The organism is Mycolicibacterium chubuense (assembly GCF_001044255.1).
Classification (GTDB): domain Bacteria; phylum Actinomycetota; class Actinomycetes; order Mycobacteriales; family Mycobacteriaceae; genus Mycobacterium; species Mycobacterium chubuense.
Map to the genome: position 1 here is coordinate 1 of NZ_JYNX01000096.1, position 15281 is coordinate 15281.

Annotated in this window: 8 protein-coding genes and 1 pseudogene; all 9 read left to right on the forward strand. The window is 64.8% G+C overall.

What is annotated here, in order from left to right:
* Positions 1-926, forward strand: a 926-nt coding sequence (locus tag MCHUDSM44219_RS28170) for an HNH endonuclease signature motif containing protein (protein ID WP_048421589.1), incomplete at its 5' end; no start/stop codon positions are given.
* Between the two features lie 53 nt (positions 927-979).
* Positions 980-2533, forward strand: coding sequence for an adenylate/guanylate cyclase domain-containing protein (locus MCHUDSM44219_RS28175; protein WP_048421611.1), 1554 nt, complete (start codon positions 980-982; stop codon positions 2531-2533).
* Positions 2534-2571: 38 nt separating this feature from the next.
* Entirely contained in the window at positions 2572-2967 is a 396-nt protein-coding gene (locus MCHUDSM44219_RS28180) for a GtrA family protein (protein WP_048421612.1), read from the forward strand.
* 32 nt (positions 2968-2999) lie between these two features.
* Positions 3000-4382 carry a decaprenylphosphoryl-beta-D-ribose oxidase gene (locus MCHUDSM44219_RS28185; RefSeq protein WP_048421613.1) on the forward strand — a complete coding sequence of 461 codons (1383 nt, stop codon included), beginning with the start codon at positions 3000-3002 and terminating at the stop codon, positions 4380-4382.
* Positions 4383-5147, forward strand: a complete 765-nt coding sequence (locus MCHUDSM44219_RS28190) for a decaprenylphospho-beta-D-erythro-pentofuranosid-2-ulose 2-reductase (protein ID WP_048421590.1) — start codon at positions 4383-4385, stop codon at positions 5145-5147. It begins immediately after the preceding gene.
* The gene (locus MCHUDSM44219_RS28195) at positions 5147-7009 is read left to right on the forward strand and encodes a galactan 5-O-arabinofuranosyltransferase (RefSeq protein WP_048421591.1); all 1863 of its coding nucleotides are present in this window, start codon (positions 5147-5149) and stop codon (positions 7007-7009) included. Before MCHUDSM44219_RS28190 ends, MCHUDSM44219_RS28195 begins: the two co-directional genes overlap by 1 nt.
* Before the next feature lie 4 nt (positions 7010-7013).
* Positions 7014-8161: arabinosyltransferase domain-containing protein (locus tag MCHUDSM44219_RS31505; protein ID WP_236695613.1), on the forward strand; the 1148-nt coding region annotated here is incomplete at its 3' end.
* Positions 8162-8230: 69 nt separating this feature from the next.
* A pseudogene (locus tag MCHUDSM44219_RS31510) lies at positions 8231-10300 on the forward strand (arabinosyltransferase C-terminal domain-containing protein); the annotation flags it as partial.
* Positions 10301-10436: 136 nt separating this feature from the next.
* Positions 10437-15176, forward strand: coding sequence for a P-loop NTPase (locus MCHUDSM44219_RS29870; protein ID WP_131722368.1), 4740 nt, complete (start codon positions 10437-10439; stop codon positions 15174-15176).
* Positions 15177-15281: the final 105 nt, after the last annotated feature.

Below are 15281 nucleotides of genomic sequence, written 5' to 3' on the forward strand. Positions count from 1 at the left end.
CCTGCCGCTGCGCCACCCCGGACTGCCCGGCCGCGCAGCTCGACGACGGTCGTGGGTCGCGTTTCACGATCACCGTGATCGCCGAGCCCACCGCGCTGGACGCCACCGTCGACCCCCAGCTGCACGGCGAACCCGCCGAGCAGCCCGCGCCGGCGCCAGAACCGGAGCCGGAACCCGCCAAGCCACAACCGGATTCACAACCTGCGCCGCAGCCCGCGCCCGCACGCCGCACGGCGGCGTTGATTCCTGGCTTCCGCAATGCGATCCTGCCTGCGCCGCTGCTGGCCGAGTTGATCGCCCACGGCGCGACCGTGCGGTTCCTCACCGACCCGGCCGCCCTGGGCGCCACCGACGGCTACCGCCCCTGCGCTGCGCTGGAGCGGTTCGTCCGCGCCCGCGACCTGACCTGCCGCTTCCCCGGCTGCGACCGGCCCGCAGTGTTCGCCGACATCGACCACACCCAGCCCTACCCGTACGGCGCCACTCACGCCTCGAACACCAAATGCTATTGCCGCCAACATCATCTGGTGAAAACGTTCTGGGAAGGCTGGACCGACACCCAGGCCGCCGACGGGACCGTGCGGGTCACCACACCCACCGGACACACCTACACCACCAAACCGTTCTCAACACTGCTGTTCCCGTCCTGGAACACCACCACCGGACCCCCACCACCGGCATCGGGGACCACACCGCCACGCCACCCCGGGCGGACCTCAATGATGCCCACCCGACGACGCACCCGCACCCAGAACCGCGCCGCCTACATCACCCGCGAACGCGAACTCAACGCCCTCCAACGCCAACACGAGCGCAACGCCGACGCGCAAGCCACCGCCGAGCGCAACGCCAAACGCCAAACTCGACAACACGACACCACCGGCACACCCCCACCCGACTATGGCGACGACCCACCACCCTTCTGAGTGGCTGCTCCAAAGCCGGTGCGCGACGTCCGGGAAACCGTATGGTCAGGACTGTGCCGGAAACGTCGTACGCATCTTGCGGCGGTCTGAGCCTGGCCTATCAGGTGTTCGGAAACGGGCCGATCGACCTCGTGTTCGTCGGGTCGTTCGTCAGCCATGTCGAATTGGTGTGGACGGTGCCCGAATGCGTCGCGTTCATGGAGCGGCTCGGCACATTCAGCCGCGTGTTGCTGTTCGACAAAGCCGGGGTCGGGGTGTCCGATCCGGTTCCCCGGGTGCGCACCCTCGACGATCGTGCGGCCGAGATCGAGGCCGTGATGGACGCGGTCGGCTTCGACAAGGCGGTGCTGTTCGGAGGAAGCGAGAGTGGCCCCTCGTCGATCTTCTTCGCCGCCACCCGCCCCGAACGCACACAGGCGCTGGTCCTCACCGGGACATTCGCGTATTTCGGCTTCACCGGTTGGGACGATCTCGAGGTCGACCCGGTCGAGTTACGGGCGCGCTTGGTGACGGAACTGGGCGAGGAGTTCACGCCGTCGGTCCCCCAGCTCGCCCGCTGGCAGTCCTGGGCACGCGCCGCAGGCACTGAGTGGGGCAGCGGTGAAGCGACCAAGGCCCTGTTGCCCTCCGTCCGGTCGTTGCGCCAACTGGGCATGGTCGAACGCATGAGCGCCAGCCCGGGCATGGCGCGTGTGGCGCTGGAGGCGGTGTTCCGTCTCGACGTGCGCGCCATCCTGCCCACCATCAGCGTGCCCACCCTGGTCATCCACGCCCGCGACGAAGTCATCCCGGTCCAGGAAGGGCGCTACCTGGCCGCGCACATCCCCGGCGCCCAGCTGCTCGAAGTCGATGGCAGGGACCACGTCCCCTGGCTCAGCGATCCCGACACGATCCTCACAACGGTCGAGGAGTTCCTGACCGGCAGCCATGCCGCGCCGTCGCTGACCCGTCGGGCGCTGCGCAGCGTGCTGTTCACCGACATCGTCGCCTCCACCAGCCGGGCCGCCGCGATCGGCGACGAACGGTGGCGTGCGCTGCTACGCCGTTTCGACGAGATCACCCACGAGCTGACGCAACGATTCGGCGGCACGGTCTTGGACAGCACCGGCGACGGCCACCTCATCACCTTCGAGGGGCCGACCCAGGCGATCCGCTGCGCCGAAGCCCTCCGGGACGGCGCCCGCAGCGTCGGCCTGCAGATCCGCGCCGGCATCCACACCGGCGAATGCGAACTCGGCGACGACAGCCTGGGCGGCATCGCCGTGCACATCGCCGCACGCATCGTCGACCGGGCGGGCGCAGACGAGATCCTCGTCTCGCGCACCGTGCGGGATCTGGTCGTCGGCTCGGGCACGGGCTTCGAGGACCGCGGCAGCACCGAACTCAAGGGCGTGCCCGGCACGTGGCAGCTGCTCGCGGTCGACCGCCACGGTCCGGGTGCCGGATCCTCCGAAGCACGTCTGGTGTCCGCGGCCACCCCGGGACCCCGCAAGACCATGCGCCGCTCCGATCGCGCGGCCGCGACGGTCGCCAAACGCACCCCCTGGCTGCTGCGCGGCGTCGCCCGCATCGCGCCCGCCACCAGCCGCCGCGGCAGCGGACGGTGACCGCCAGCCCGTAAGCTGCCCCGGTGGCCGAGCCCCCGATGTCACCGCAGCTGAGCCTGACGACGCAGATCTGGCGCTTCGTCGTGACCGGCGGGCTCTCCGCGATCGTCGACTTCGGCCTCTACGTCGCGCTGCTCGCCGCGGGGTTGCACGTCAACATCGCCAAGACCCTGAGCTTCATCGCCGGCACGACGACGGCCTACCTGATCAACCGGCGCTGGACGTTCCAGGCGCCGCCGAGCCGCGCCCGCTTCATCGCGGTGGTCGCCCTCTACGCCGTCACCTACGCCGTCCAGGTCGGCATCAACTACGTCTTCTACATGCGGTTCGAGGACCAGCCGTGGCGCGTGCCGGTGGCCTTCGTCATCGCACAGGGCACCGCGACGGTGATCAACTTCATCGTGCAGCGCGCGGTCATCTTCCGGCTGCGCTAGCCGGACCGCCGCAGGCGGTACCCTCTGTGACGATGTTTCGCACCGAGTTCCCGACCACCACCAAGCGCCTTTCCGGCTGGGGCCGCACCGCCCCGACGGTCGCGCAGGTGCTGTCGACGCCGGATCCGGAGGTGATCGTCCAGGCCGTCACCCGCGCCGCGCAGGAGTCCGACCGCGGCGTTCTCGCCCGCGGCCTCGGCCGCTCCTACGGCGACAACGCCCAGAACGGCGGCGGCCTCGTCATCGACATGAATGCGCTCAACCGCATCCACTCGATCAACACCGACGACGCCACCGTCGACGTCGACGCCGGCGTGAACCTCGACCAGCTGATGCGCGCCGCGCTGCCCTTGGGCCTGTGGGTTCCCGTGCTGCCCGGCACCCGCCAAGTCACCATCGGCGGCGCCATCGCCTGCGACATCCACGGCAAGAACCACCACAGCGCCGGCAGCTTCGGCAACCACGTCCGCTCGATGGACCTCCTGACCGCCGACGGTCGGGTCCGCACGCTCACCCCGACCGGCTCCGACAGCGACCTGTTCTGGGCCACCGTCGGTGGTAACGGACTGACCGGCATCATTCTGCGCGCCACCGTCGCGATGACGCCTACCGAGACGGCCTACTTCATCGCCGACGGCGACGTCACCCACAGCCTCGACGAGACCATCGCCTTCCACAGCGACGGCACGGAGGACAACTACACCTATTCCAGCGCGTGGTTCGACGCCATCAGCGCCCCACCGAAGCTGGGCCGCGCCGCGATCTCCCGCGGCTCGCTGGCCACCCTCGACCAGTTGCCCAAAAAGCTTCAGAAGAACCCTCTGAAATTCGATGCGCCGCAACTGCTCACGCTGCCCGACATCTTCCCCAACGGGCTGGCCAACAAATACACGTTCATGCCGATCGGCGAGCTCTGGTACCGCAAGTCGGGCACCTACCGCGGCAAGGTCCAGAACCTGACGCAGTTCTACCACCCCCTCGACATGTTCGGAGAGTGGAACCGCGCCTACGGATCCTCCGGCTTCAGCCAGTACCAGTTCGTCGTCCCCACCGACGCCGTCGAGGAGTTCAAGGCGATCCTCGTCGACATCCAGCGGTCCGGGTTCTACTCGTTCCTCAACGTGTTCAAGCTGTTCGGACCGGGAAACCAAGCGCCGCTCAGCTTTCCGATCCCCGGCTGGAACGTCTGCGTGGACTTCCCGATCACCGCAGGCCTCAACGAGTTCCTCAACGGCCTCGACCAGCGGGTGCTCGAATTCGGCGGACGGCTCTACACCGCCAAGGATTCCCGCACCACCGCCGAGACCTTCCACGCGATGTATCCCCGCATCGACGAATGGATCGCGTTGCGCCGCAAGGTAGATCCCGACGGCGTCTTCGCCTCCGACATGGCTCGACGACTGGAGCTCCTCTAAATGGTGTTTGATGCCACCGGCAATCCCCAGACCATCCTGCTCCTCGGGGGCACCTCCGAGATCGGGCTGGCGATCTGCGCGCGCTATCTGCGCAACGCCAAAGCCCGGGTGATCCTCGCCTGCATGCCCGGCGACCCGCTTCGCGATGCCGCGCAGACCCAGATGCAGGAAGCCGGCGCAAAAGCGGTGGAGGTCATCGACTTCGACGCCGTCGATACCGACAGCCATCCCGCCGTCTTCGACAAGGCCTGGGCCCACGGTGACGTCGACGTCGCGATCGTCGCGTTCGGTCTGCTCGGCGACGCCGAGGAACTCTGGCAGAACCAGCGCAAGGCCGTGCAGATCGCCGACATCAACTACACCGCGGCGGTGTCGGTCGGCGTGCTGCTCGGTGAGAAGATGCGCGCCCAGGGTTCCGGGCAGATCATCGCGATGAGCTCCGCGGCCGGCGAACGCGTGCGGCGGTCCAACTTCGTCTACGGCTCCACCAAGGCCGGCCTCGACGGCTTCTACCTCGGCTTGGGAGAAGCGTTGCGCGAGTATGGGGTTCGCGTGCTCGTGATCCGGCCAGGCCAGGTTCGCACCCGGATGAGCGCCCACGTCAAGGAAGCCCCGCTGACCGTCGACAAGGAGTACGTCGCCGAGCTCGCGGTCACCGCCTCGGCCAAGGGCAAGGATCTGGTCTGGGCGCCCGGCGCCTTCCGCTACGTGATGGTGGTGCTGCGCCACATCCCCCGTCCAATCTTCCGCAAGCTGCCCATCTGATGCGCAGCGCCCTGGCCGTGCTCGGCCAGATGGTCGTTGCGACCGTCCTCGCCGCCCTGGTCGCGGTGATCAGCCTGGCTGCGATCGCGCGCGTCGAGTGGCCCGCCTACAACTCCTCCAATCAGCTGCACGCGCTCACCACCGTCGGCCAAGTCGTCTGCCTGACAGGCCTTCTCGCCGCCGGACTGGTGTGGCGGCGCGGCCGCCGCACCGTGGCCCGCGTCGGCGCGGTGCTCTTCCTCGCCGCCTTCTCCGTGGTGACGCTGGCCATGCCGCTGGGGGCCACCAAGCTCTACCTGTTCGGCATCTCCGTCGACCAGCAGTTCCGCACCGAATACCTGACCCGGCTGACGGACTCGGCGAGCCTGCACGACATGACCTACATCGGTCTACCGCCGTACTACCCGCCGGGCTGGTTCTGGATCGGCGGCCGGCTCGCCGCGCTGACCGGCACCCCGGCCTGGGAGATGTTCAAGCCGTGGTCGATCCTGTCGATCACCGTCGCCATCGTGCTCGCGCTGGTGCTGTGGTCCGCGATGGTGCGTTTCGAGTACGCACTGGTCGTCGCCACCGCCACCGCCGCCGCCGCGCTCGCCTACTCCCCCGCCGAGCCCTACGCCGCCATCATCACCGTGCTGCTACCGCCCGTCTTCGTGCTCGCCTGGTCGGGTCTGCGGGGTAAAACCCGGGCCGGCGGCTGGGCGGCCGTCGTCGCGGTCGGCATCTTCCTCGGTGGCGCCGCGCTGTTCTACACCCTGCTGTTGGGCTACGCCGCGTTCACGCTGACCATCATGGCCGTGCTGCTGGCCGTCTCCCGGCGCGCGCTCGATCCGCTGCTGCGCCTGCTCGTCATCGCGGCGATCTCCGGGGCGATCGCGCTGATCGGGTGGGGCCCCTACCTGATCGCCGCGGCCAAGGGCACCCCCGCGGACCGGGGCACCGCCCAGCACTACCTGCCCGTAGACGGCGCCCAGCTGTCCTTCCCGATGCTGCAGTTCACCCTGCTCGGCGCGCTGTGCATGCTGGGCACGCTGTGGCTGGTCGTGCGGGCGCGCAGCTCCACGCGGGCGGGCGGCCTGGCCGTCGCCGTGCTCGCCGTCTACGCCTGGTCGATCCTGTCGATGCTGACCACGCTGGTGGGCACCACGCTGCTGTCCTTCCGGCTGCAGCCGACGCTGACCGTGCTGCTGACCGCAGCCGGGGCGTTCGGCTTCCTCGAGACGGCCCGCGCCCTCGCCGCCCGCGTCGCCGCCCCGAACGCGCACCGCGTCATCGCCGTCGCCACCGCGGTCGGTGCGCTCGGCGCCGTCACCTTCAGCCAGGACATCCCCGACGTGCTGCGCTCCGACATCGTCGTCGCCTACACCGACACCGACGGCTCCGGTCAGCGGGCCGACCGCCGGCCCCCGGGCGCCGAGCAGTACTACCGGGAGGTCGACGCGAAGATCCAGGAGGTGACCGGTCGCCCGCGCAACGAGACCGTGGTCATGACCGCCGACTACAGCTTCCTGTCCTACTACCCCTACTACGGCTTCCAGGGCCTGACGTCGCACTACGCCAACCCGCTTGCCCAGTTCACCGAGCGAGCCGGCGCCATCGAGGGCTGGTCCATGCTGACGACCGCCGACCAGTTCGTCGCCGCGCTCGACGCGCTGCCCTGGCCCCCGCCCACGGTGTTCCTGATGCGCCGCGGCGCCAACGACACCTACACGCTGCGCCTCGCTGAGGACGTCTACCCGAACCAGCCCAACGTGCGCCGCTACCACGTCGCACTCGACGACGCGCTGTTCGACGATCCGCGCTTCGACGTGTCCACCATCGGGCCGTTCGTGCTGGCCATCCGCAAGCCATCTACCATCTAGCCCCGTGGTGAAGCAGCCGGGAACAGGGGGCAACCACCGCACCGCGCGACTGATCGCGATCGTCGCGGGCCTGCTGGGCACCCTGCTGGCGATCGCCACCCCGCTGCTGCCCGTCAACCAGACCACCGCACAGCTGAACTGGCCGCAGAACGGCGTGCTCGCCAGCGTCGACGCCCCCCTGATCGGCTACGTGGCCACCGACCTGCAGATCACCATCCCGTGCCGCGCCGCCGCCGGCCTGGACCGCCCCGGACGCACAGTGCTCTTGTCCACCGTGCCCAAGCAGGCGCCCAAGGCCGTCGACCGCGGACTGCTGATCGAGCGCGTCAACAACGACCTGCTCGTCATCGTCCGCAACACCCCTGTGGTCAGCGCGCCGCTGGACCAGGTTCTCAGCCCCGCCTGCCGTGAGCTGACGTTCACCGCCTACGCCGACAAGGTGACCGGCGAGTTCGTCGGCCTCACCCAGCCGCCCGACTCCTCCGACGCCGGCGAGCCGTTGCGCGGCGAGCGCGGCGGCTACGACTTCCGCCCGCAGATCGTCGGCGTGTTCACCGACCTGTCCGGCCCCGCCCCGCCGGGCCTGCAGTTCTCGGCGACCGTCGACTCCCGCTACAGCACGTCCCCGACGCTGCTCAAGCTCGTCGCGATGATCGTCGGGGTCGCGATGACGATCGTCTCGCTGGGCGCCCTGCACGTGCTCGACAGCGCCGACGGCCGCAGGCACAAGCGGTTCCTGCCGCCCCGCTGGTGGTCGCTGTCGCCGCTGGACGGGCTGGTCACCGCGGTGATGGTGTGGTGGCACTTCGTCGGCGCCAACACCGCCGACGACGGCTACATCCTCACCATGGCCCGGGTGTCGGAGAACGCCGGCTACATGGCCAACTACTACCGCTGGTTCGGCACCCCGGAGTCGCCGTTCGGCTGGTACTACGACCTGCTCGCGCTGTGGGCGCACGTCAGCACCACCAGCGTGTGGATGCGACTGCCCACGCTGCTGATGGGGCTGGCCTGCTGGTGGGTGATCAGCCGCGAGGTGCTGCCCCGGCTGGGCACCGCGGTCAAGCACAGCCGCGCCGCGGCGTGGACGGCCGCCGGACTGTTCCTGGCGTTCTGGCTGCCGCTGAACAACGGTCTGCGGCCCGAGCCGATNGCGGTCGCGGTGCCCTCGGTGCTGCTGTACCGGATCCTGACGTGCTGGCTGCCGGTGTTCATCGGCTGCCGATCATCGCGCTGGGCATCCTGCTCACCTGGTGCTCGGTGGAACGGGGCGTGGCCACCAGCCGGCTGCTACCCGTCGCGGTGGCCGTCATCATCGGGGCGTTGACGTTGTTCTCCGGACCCACCGGCATCGCCGCGGTCGGCGCGCTGCTGGTCGCCATCGGACCGCTGAAAACCATTGTCGCCGCGCATGTCTCGCGGTTCGGATACTGGGCGCTGCTGGCCCCCATCGCCGCCGCGGGCACGGTCACGATCTTCCTGATCTTCCGCGACCAGACGTTGGCCGCCGAACTGCAGGCCAGCAGCTTCAAGTCGGCCGTCGGCCCGAGCCTGGCCTGGTTCGACGAGCACATCCGCTACTCGCGGCTGTTCACCACCAGCCCCGACGGTTCGGTGGCACGCCGGTTCGCGGTCCTGACGCTGCTGCTCGCGCTCGCCGTGTCGGTGGCGATGTCGTTGCGCAAGGGCCGCATTCCCGGCACCGCCCTCGGTCCGAGCCGCCGCATCGTCGGCATCACGATCATCTCGTTCCTGGCGATGATGTTCACCCCGACCAAGTGGACGCACCACTTCGGGGTGTTCGCCGGGCTGGCCGGATCCCTCGGCGCACTGGCCGCCGTCGCGGTCTCCGCCGCCGCGATGCGCTCACGCCGCAACCGCACCGTGTTCGCCGCGGCCGTGCTGTTCATCGCCGCGCTGTCGTTCGCGACCGTCAACGGCTGGTGGTACGTCTCGAACTTCGGTGTGCCGTGGTCGAATTCGTTCCCCGAGTGGCACTTCGGCTTCACCACGATCCTGCTCGGCTTCTCCGTGCTCGCCCTGCTGGTCGCCGCGTGGCTGCACTTCTCCGGCCGCGACGGCGCCCCGGAGGACGAGCCGCGGCGGTGGCGGGGCATCGGGCGGGCGCCCCTGGCGATCGCGACGTGGGCGCTGGTGGTCTTCGAGGTCGGGTCACTGACCCTGGCGATGACGGGCCAGTACCCGGCGTGGACCGTCGGCCGCTCCAACCTCGAAGCCCTGACCGGGAAGACGTGCGGCATGGCCGAGGACGTCATGGTCGAACAGGACCCCAACGCCGGCATCCTGACCCCCGTGGGTGTGCCCGTCCGCGACTCACTGGGCGCGGCGCGGTCAGAGGGCTTCAGCGCCAACGGTATTCCGTCGGACGTCTCCGCCGACCCGGTGATGGAACAACCCGGCTCGGACAACTTCGCCGACAGCGACAGCGGCGTGGTTTCCGGCAGCGAGGCGGGCACCGAGGGCGGCACGATCGCTGCGGCCGGCATCAACGGCTCCCGCGCGCGGCTGCCCTACGGGCTCGACCCCGCCCGCGTCCCCGTGCTCGGCAGCTGGCGCAGCGGCATCCAGCAGCCGGCGTTCCTGCGGTCGGCCTGGTACCAGCTGCCCCCGGGCTGGAGCGAGGGCGACCGCTCCGACTCGCTGCTGGTGGTGTCCGCGGCGGGCCGGTTCGACCCGAGCGACGTCGCGGTGCAGTGGGCCACCACCGGTGACGACCCGGCCGGCAGCATCGGCTTCGCCGACGTCGGCGCTTCCCCGGCGTGGCGGAACCTGCGCGCGCCGCTCAGCGCGATCCCCGCCGACGCCACCCGGGTGCGCTTGGTCGCGACCGATGACGACCTGAGCCCGACGCACTGGATCGCGCTGACCCCGCCCCGCATCCCCCAGCTGCGCACCCTGCAGGACGTCGTGGGGTCCTCGGATCCGGTGCTGCTGGACTGGCTGGTCGGGCTGGCGTTCCCGTGCCAGCGCCCGTTCGGGCACCGCAACGGCGTCGTCGAGGTGCCCAAGTGGCGGATCATGCCCGACCGCTTCGGCGCCGAGGCCAACTCGCCGGTGATGGACTACCTGGGCGGCGGACCGCTCGGCATCACCGAGCTCCTGCTGCGCGCCACGACGGTGCCGACCTACCTGAAGTACGACTGGTTCCGCGACTGGGGCGCGCTGCAGCAGCTCACGCCGTACTACCCGGGCGCCCAACCCGCCCGGCTCGAGCTCGGTTCGGCAACGCGCAGCGGTCTGTGGAGCCCGGCGCCGCTGCGGCTGAGCTAGACCCGTTTACCATCGAGCCTCTTGCCTGCCCAAGCGCAACAATTTCCCTTCACGGGACCCGTCAAAGGGCAAAGCCGCGTCATGAGCGTTAGCCGACTTGGCACACTGCGCCAGAAGTATCTTTAGACTTATTCGAATGAGCCAAGATGGGGGACAGACGGCCACACAGGACGCGTCGGACACGCCAACAGCCGATGCAATGGAACTGATTCGATCTCACTTCGCCGGCGCAACGGTCGAACTTATCCGACCTCTGTCTGGTGGCAAGTCGGGCGCCCAAGTTCTGTTGATAGATCTCACAGACGCCACGCAAAGACGTGACGGGCAATATGTGGCCAAGGTTCAAGCCGCGAGGACCGCGCACGGCAACCCCAACGAACGGTTCCGCACGCTGGGGGCCTACACGCTCGGGCATACGCCTGAAATACCGCTTATTGAGGTGAAAGATGGCGTCTCCGTAGAGCTATATGATCTCGCTGGCTTCAGCACTAAAACCACGCGTACCTTCCGAGAAGTACGTAATCAGAACGACAAACAGCATATTTTGTCCGAACTGGTGCTGGGGCTCATAAGCGACCAATTTGATGTTGAATCTCGACGGGCATCCTATGATATCTCGCCTATTGACATCCTTCAGGAGTGGTTAGGTGAGAAGTTTTGGACCACTGAGCGTTACAAGAAACTATCCAGCGGCACTTCAATAGGTTTCGCGGACGAAGCGAAAGTCTTTCTATTTGCCGCAGAGCTGCTGCCAAACCCCATTTCTATCATTTCCGAGCTGGCGAAGCAGGATCACGCGCGCGTGGGTGTCATTGCCGGGTTGAACCACGGCGATCTTCACACAGCGAATATACTTGTTCAAGGTAGCACTCTCTCCACGCAAGTGCACCATTGGATCATCGACGCTAACTGGGCGGATGAATCTCCGCTTCTATACGACTATTCTTACCTCGAAGTGTCACTGATCCTCGACTCGCTATCATCTTCGACTCATCTCGAAATTCTGTCGGTTTTGAGATCGATCAACAAACAGAATGGGAACGAACATCAATTCGATCTCGGGCATACGGACCTTATTAGCAACATCTGCACAATTAGAGATATTGTTTGTGGTTACCTTGAGGAACACCAGCAACGGCGTGCCGACGTCTGGCAGCAGCAACTCCTGCTGTCGCGAATAGCCGCTGGCTTGAATTGGGCGTCGAAGCCTATGGACGCGAACCAAAGGTCCGTGGGTTTCCTGTACGCCTGTTGGGCTCTGCGCGACTGGCTCACTCGGTACTTGCCCGACTACTGGCAGTCCGCGGCCACGATAGCCGACAAGGGGTCGACCGCGGTTCGTGTAAAAGAAGCCGACGTATCGGTTGAGGACGGTGAGGCGAAGCTACGTCACTATTGGGAACTACTTCAGTCGATTCCCACAGACACCGATTTGATCATCGTCACGGGCAGAGTTCGTCACCTGAGCTCGCGCATCGAAACGCTGGCCACAATGAGGATCGCAGCAGTAGTAGATCTTGACCCGGACAGCGACACGGAGGGACTGCTCGGCGCGCTCGGCGACTACCTCCGAGTGAGTCGCCGTCTCAATGTGTTCGGCTCGAACGAGAACTTCGTGAGTACCAGGCGTTCGACAAACTGGTTAATGGCCAACGGCTGGAGCACGCGATCCGAGGCGACAGCCGATGAAGTAACCCAGTGGCGTCGCGGCGGGTACCTGGCTCGCGTTCGTCGCGTGATAGACAGTACGGTCGCCGCGAGCACATCGAGATCTGTGTATGTGCTGTCAATAAGAGACGAAACGACACGGGATATGGCGCTCAGAGTTTTAGAGTACATCGACGAAACATACTCGGGCATTGTCGAGCAGATTGACCTTTCCGCGACAATCGCGTCGCCATTCTCCGTACACCGCTTTGTCGATGCGCGCGAGAATGCAATACTCTCCGACGTTTCGAATTCAGCTGTTCGTATACCAGGTAGTAACGGGCGGGTTGAGGTCGATGTCGTCACGCTTCACCGGTATGAAGCGGACCTCGAGCTGCTTCACGATCAAATCCTGACGCGCCCAAGTTCCGCATCTTCCGCAGGGTTGGTCGATGAGTTCTGGCGCGGACGCCCACCGACGTGGGACGAGATAGCCGCCGGCATCGATATCCGCCGCCAAGAAGAAGCGACTTTCATCGACACATGCCGCAAAGCTATTAATGAGGGCCGATCAACGATTCTGCGTTTGGACCACTCCCCCGGTGCAGGCGCGACCACGCTGGTAAGACGAGTTGCTTGGGAACTCATGACAGAGATGCCTGTGGCTCTGGTAAGTAAGTTCGGGGACACAACTGGCGAGCTGATTGCCGAGATTTCTACTCTAGCAGACTTACCGGTGCTGGTATTCGCTGAGAGCGCCGTGGTCTCCGAGTCTGACCGAGACGCACTATTCGAGTCAATTACAGGCAACCACGGGAAAGCGACCATAGTCTGGATCAACCGGACCACGTCGCCCTCGAATCGGGCTATGCAACTCATAGATCCGATGACTCGGACGGAAAGTGCAAGCTTCATTCACGCATTCTCTGAGTTGAGTCAACACGCGGATTCCCGTGCCGACCTCCAGTCGCTGTTGACTAACTATGATTCCCAGCCCAAGCAGTTTCATTCGCCCTTCTATTACGGCTTAACGGCGTTCGAGCGCGACTTCAACGGAATTGAAGATTTTGTTACCAATCATCTGCATAACCTAGGCCCTCTTCAGATAAAGATCGCGCAGTATCTCGCACTTGTCACTCGCTTTAGCCAGGTAGGACTATACCCAGAGATAGTTCGGAGATGGCTTGGCAGGCCAGAGCGTCCACCGCACGAGATAACTGACGAGTATTTGGTCGAGCTGCTCGGAGCCGACTTAAGACATTTAGTCGTGTCGGATGGCTTTGCTTATCGGTTGCTTCATCCCATTATTGCCGACGGTGTACTAAGTTACTATCATGACAAATACGGGCAACTAAGCTTGGCTCAAATCTCCGTGCGTCTAATTGAGCAAGTGCATGATGTTCTGGGTGAAAGCAGTGAGCCCGCTCGGTCACTTCTTCGAAGCATCTTTATTACTCGATCCGGGGAGTTCCGCCGTGATGGCTTTTCCGAACTGGTTGGGAAATTCTCGCCAGAAGAAGGGCAGTTAGTATTCGAAAAACTTACCGATAAGTTCCCAAACGAACCTCATTTCTGGAACCATCGGGGCAGGTTCCACATTTACAAGGTGCGTGGAGATTACGAGACTGCGGAGTCATATCTAGAACGGGCAGTAGATACCGCGTCTGCCAACTCGAAGGGGACACACCTTCACACCTTGGGGATGGTTCGCAGGCTATGGGTCGAGCGGCAGATCGCCACAATCGCTTCTGGAGATGAAGGTCTTAAAGGCGTTGCACTGATCGAAGTTCTCAGGCCGACGTACGACTCCGCGATGACGGCCTTCCAAGAATCGCGAACATTAGGTTCCGGCTCAAATTATTCTTGGGTAACGCCAATCCAGCTAACAAATACCGTCGTTGAGTTTTTGATAAAGCAGTCTGGCGCAAGCAATCTTCACGAACTACTGGAAACGACAGGTGAGGTAAGTGACTGGGTCGCCGACCAGATGCATCAAGCGGAGAGTTTGCTTGACGTCGTGCGGGTGGACTCCCTGGAGCGCACCCATGACCGCGACTATTACGTCGAACTCAGCGGGAAGATTGACGCGCTATATGGGGACGTTGATACGCTGATTGAGCAGTGGCAAAGCATTCGGGATTCCGGAGCCGGAAACTCTGCGACGCTCGGCTGCTCAATGGCTCGGGCCGTATTCTCGTCGTCGGGCCGTTCATGGGCTCACGTCGATGAAGCGCGCGCGCGTCAACTCGCCGAGATGCTACAACCTGCTGTCGATTCGGGAACGGCATCCGACGCTGACCTCAGAACATGGATCCAGGCATACCGACGTTTGCCGGAATACTCCAGTTCTGCGGCTTTGGAGCGGGTTACGTATTACGCGTCAGAACGGAATTCTGTCGATGGCGCTTATTATGCCTACGTATTGTCGTTCCAGCTTTGGGCGAACGGTGGGCTAGTCGATCAAAATCGCGTGAGGCATTATCTTGACCTCTGCAAGCGTTCAACTCGAGACCGTCGGCAAGATTGGAGCTACGAGTGGATCTCCGTAAGCGGCAAGGCAGAGATCGTGCACTTCAGCGAGTTGGGTCGGTGGACACGCGACCGACGGCAAGTCTGGTCGCAGTCGGAGAAGCTTGGTCGAGTCCGCGGCGTTATCGAAGACGTTGACGACTATCGGAGTGGCTACACGCGCGTCGGCAAGGGCACCTTGACTGCCTTCTTTGCCCCTCAAGGTGAGGTATTGGCTTCTCGGGACATCAACGAACGTGCCGACTTTTATCTGGGCTTTAGTTACAGCGGCCTACGCGGGTGGTCGGTCAAACTGATTACCGACAAGAACGATCAGTCAGACAGCGATCGCTCGGCCGAAAACCTTGAGTACTCGCGTGTTCAGAGTTCAGCAGTTGCTGCACCTGCTAGTCCGAAGAGCATTGACAATGCGCCGACTACAGAAATCTCGGAATCGGCGCCTGTGGACACCTCGTCTCTTTCGGAATTGGACCGAAAAATAAGGGCTTTCTTGGCTCAAGTATGCCACGAACACCCAGGGGGTATCTTCGCTGGCGAGCTAAGCACCTTGGGAAATCTTCTTATTCAACAGTTTGGCGTTGCGGAATACCGGCAGTTTAAGTCCAAGTCGAAAACCTTGCATGCGGGAATACGACGACTGGGTTTCGAACTGCTGGCATCTGACGTCGGCTACTCGATAAAGCCTATCGATTCTTACTGACCGCTCAGCTGCCAACCGGGGAGCCCTTCTCCAGCGATTCGGATCGACGGCGCAACCCGTCGACATCGCCAAGCCGCAGCGGCACGCGCCATGGGCCATACTCGC

Excerpts from the sequence above, each read along its gene's own strand:
- MCHUDSM44219_RS28180 (WP_048421612.1), top strand. The coding sequence starts at position 2,572 with ATGTCACCGCAGCTGAGCCTGACGACGCAGATCTGGCGCTTCGTCGTG.
- MCHUDSM44219_RS28185 (WP_048421613.1), top strand. The coding sequence starts at position 3,000 with ATGTTTCGCACCGAGTTCCCGACCACCACCAAGCGCCTTTCCGGCTGG.
- MCHUDSM44219_RS28190 (WP_048421590.1), top strand. The coding sequence starts at position 4,383 with ATGGTGTTTGATGCCACCGGCAATCCCCAGACCATCCTGCTCCTCGGG.
- MCHUDSM44219_RS28195 (WP_048421591.1), top strand. The coding sequence starts at position 5,147 with ATGCGCAGCGCCCTGGCCGTGCTCGGCCAGATGGTCGTTGCGACCGTC.
- MCHUDSM44219_RS29870 (WP_131722368.1), top strand. The coding sequence starts at position 10,437 with ATGAGCCAAGATGGGGGACAGACGGCCACACAGGACGCGTCGGACACG.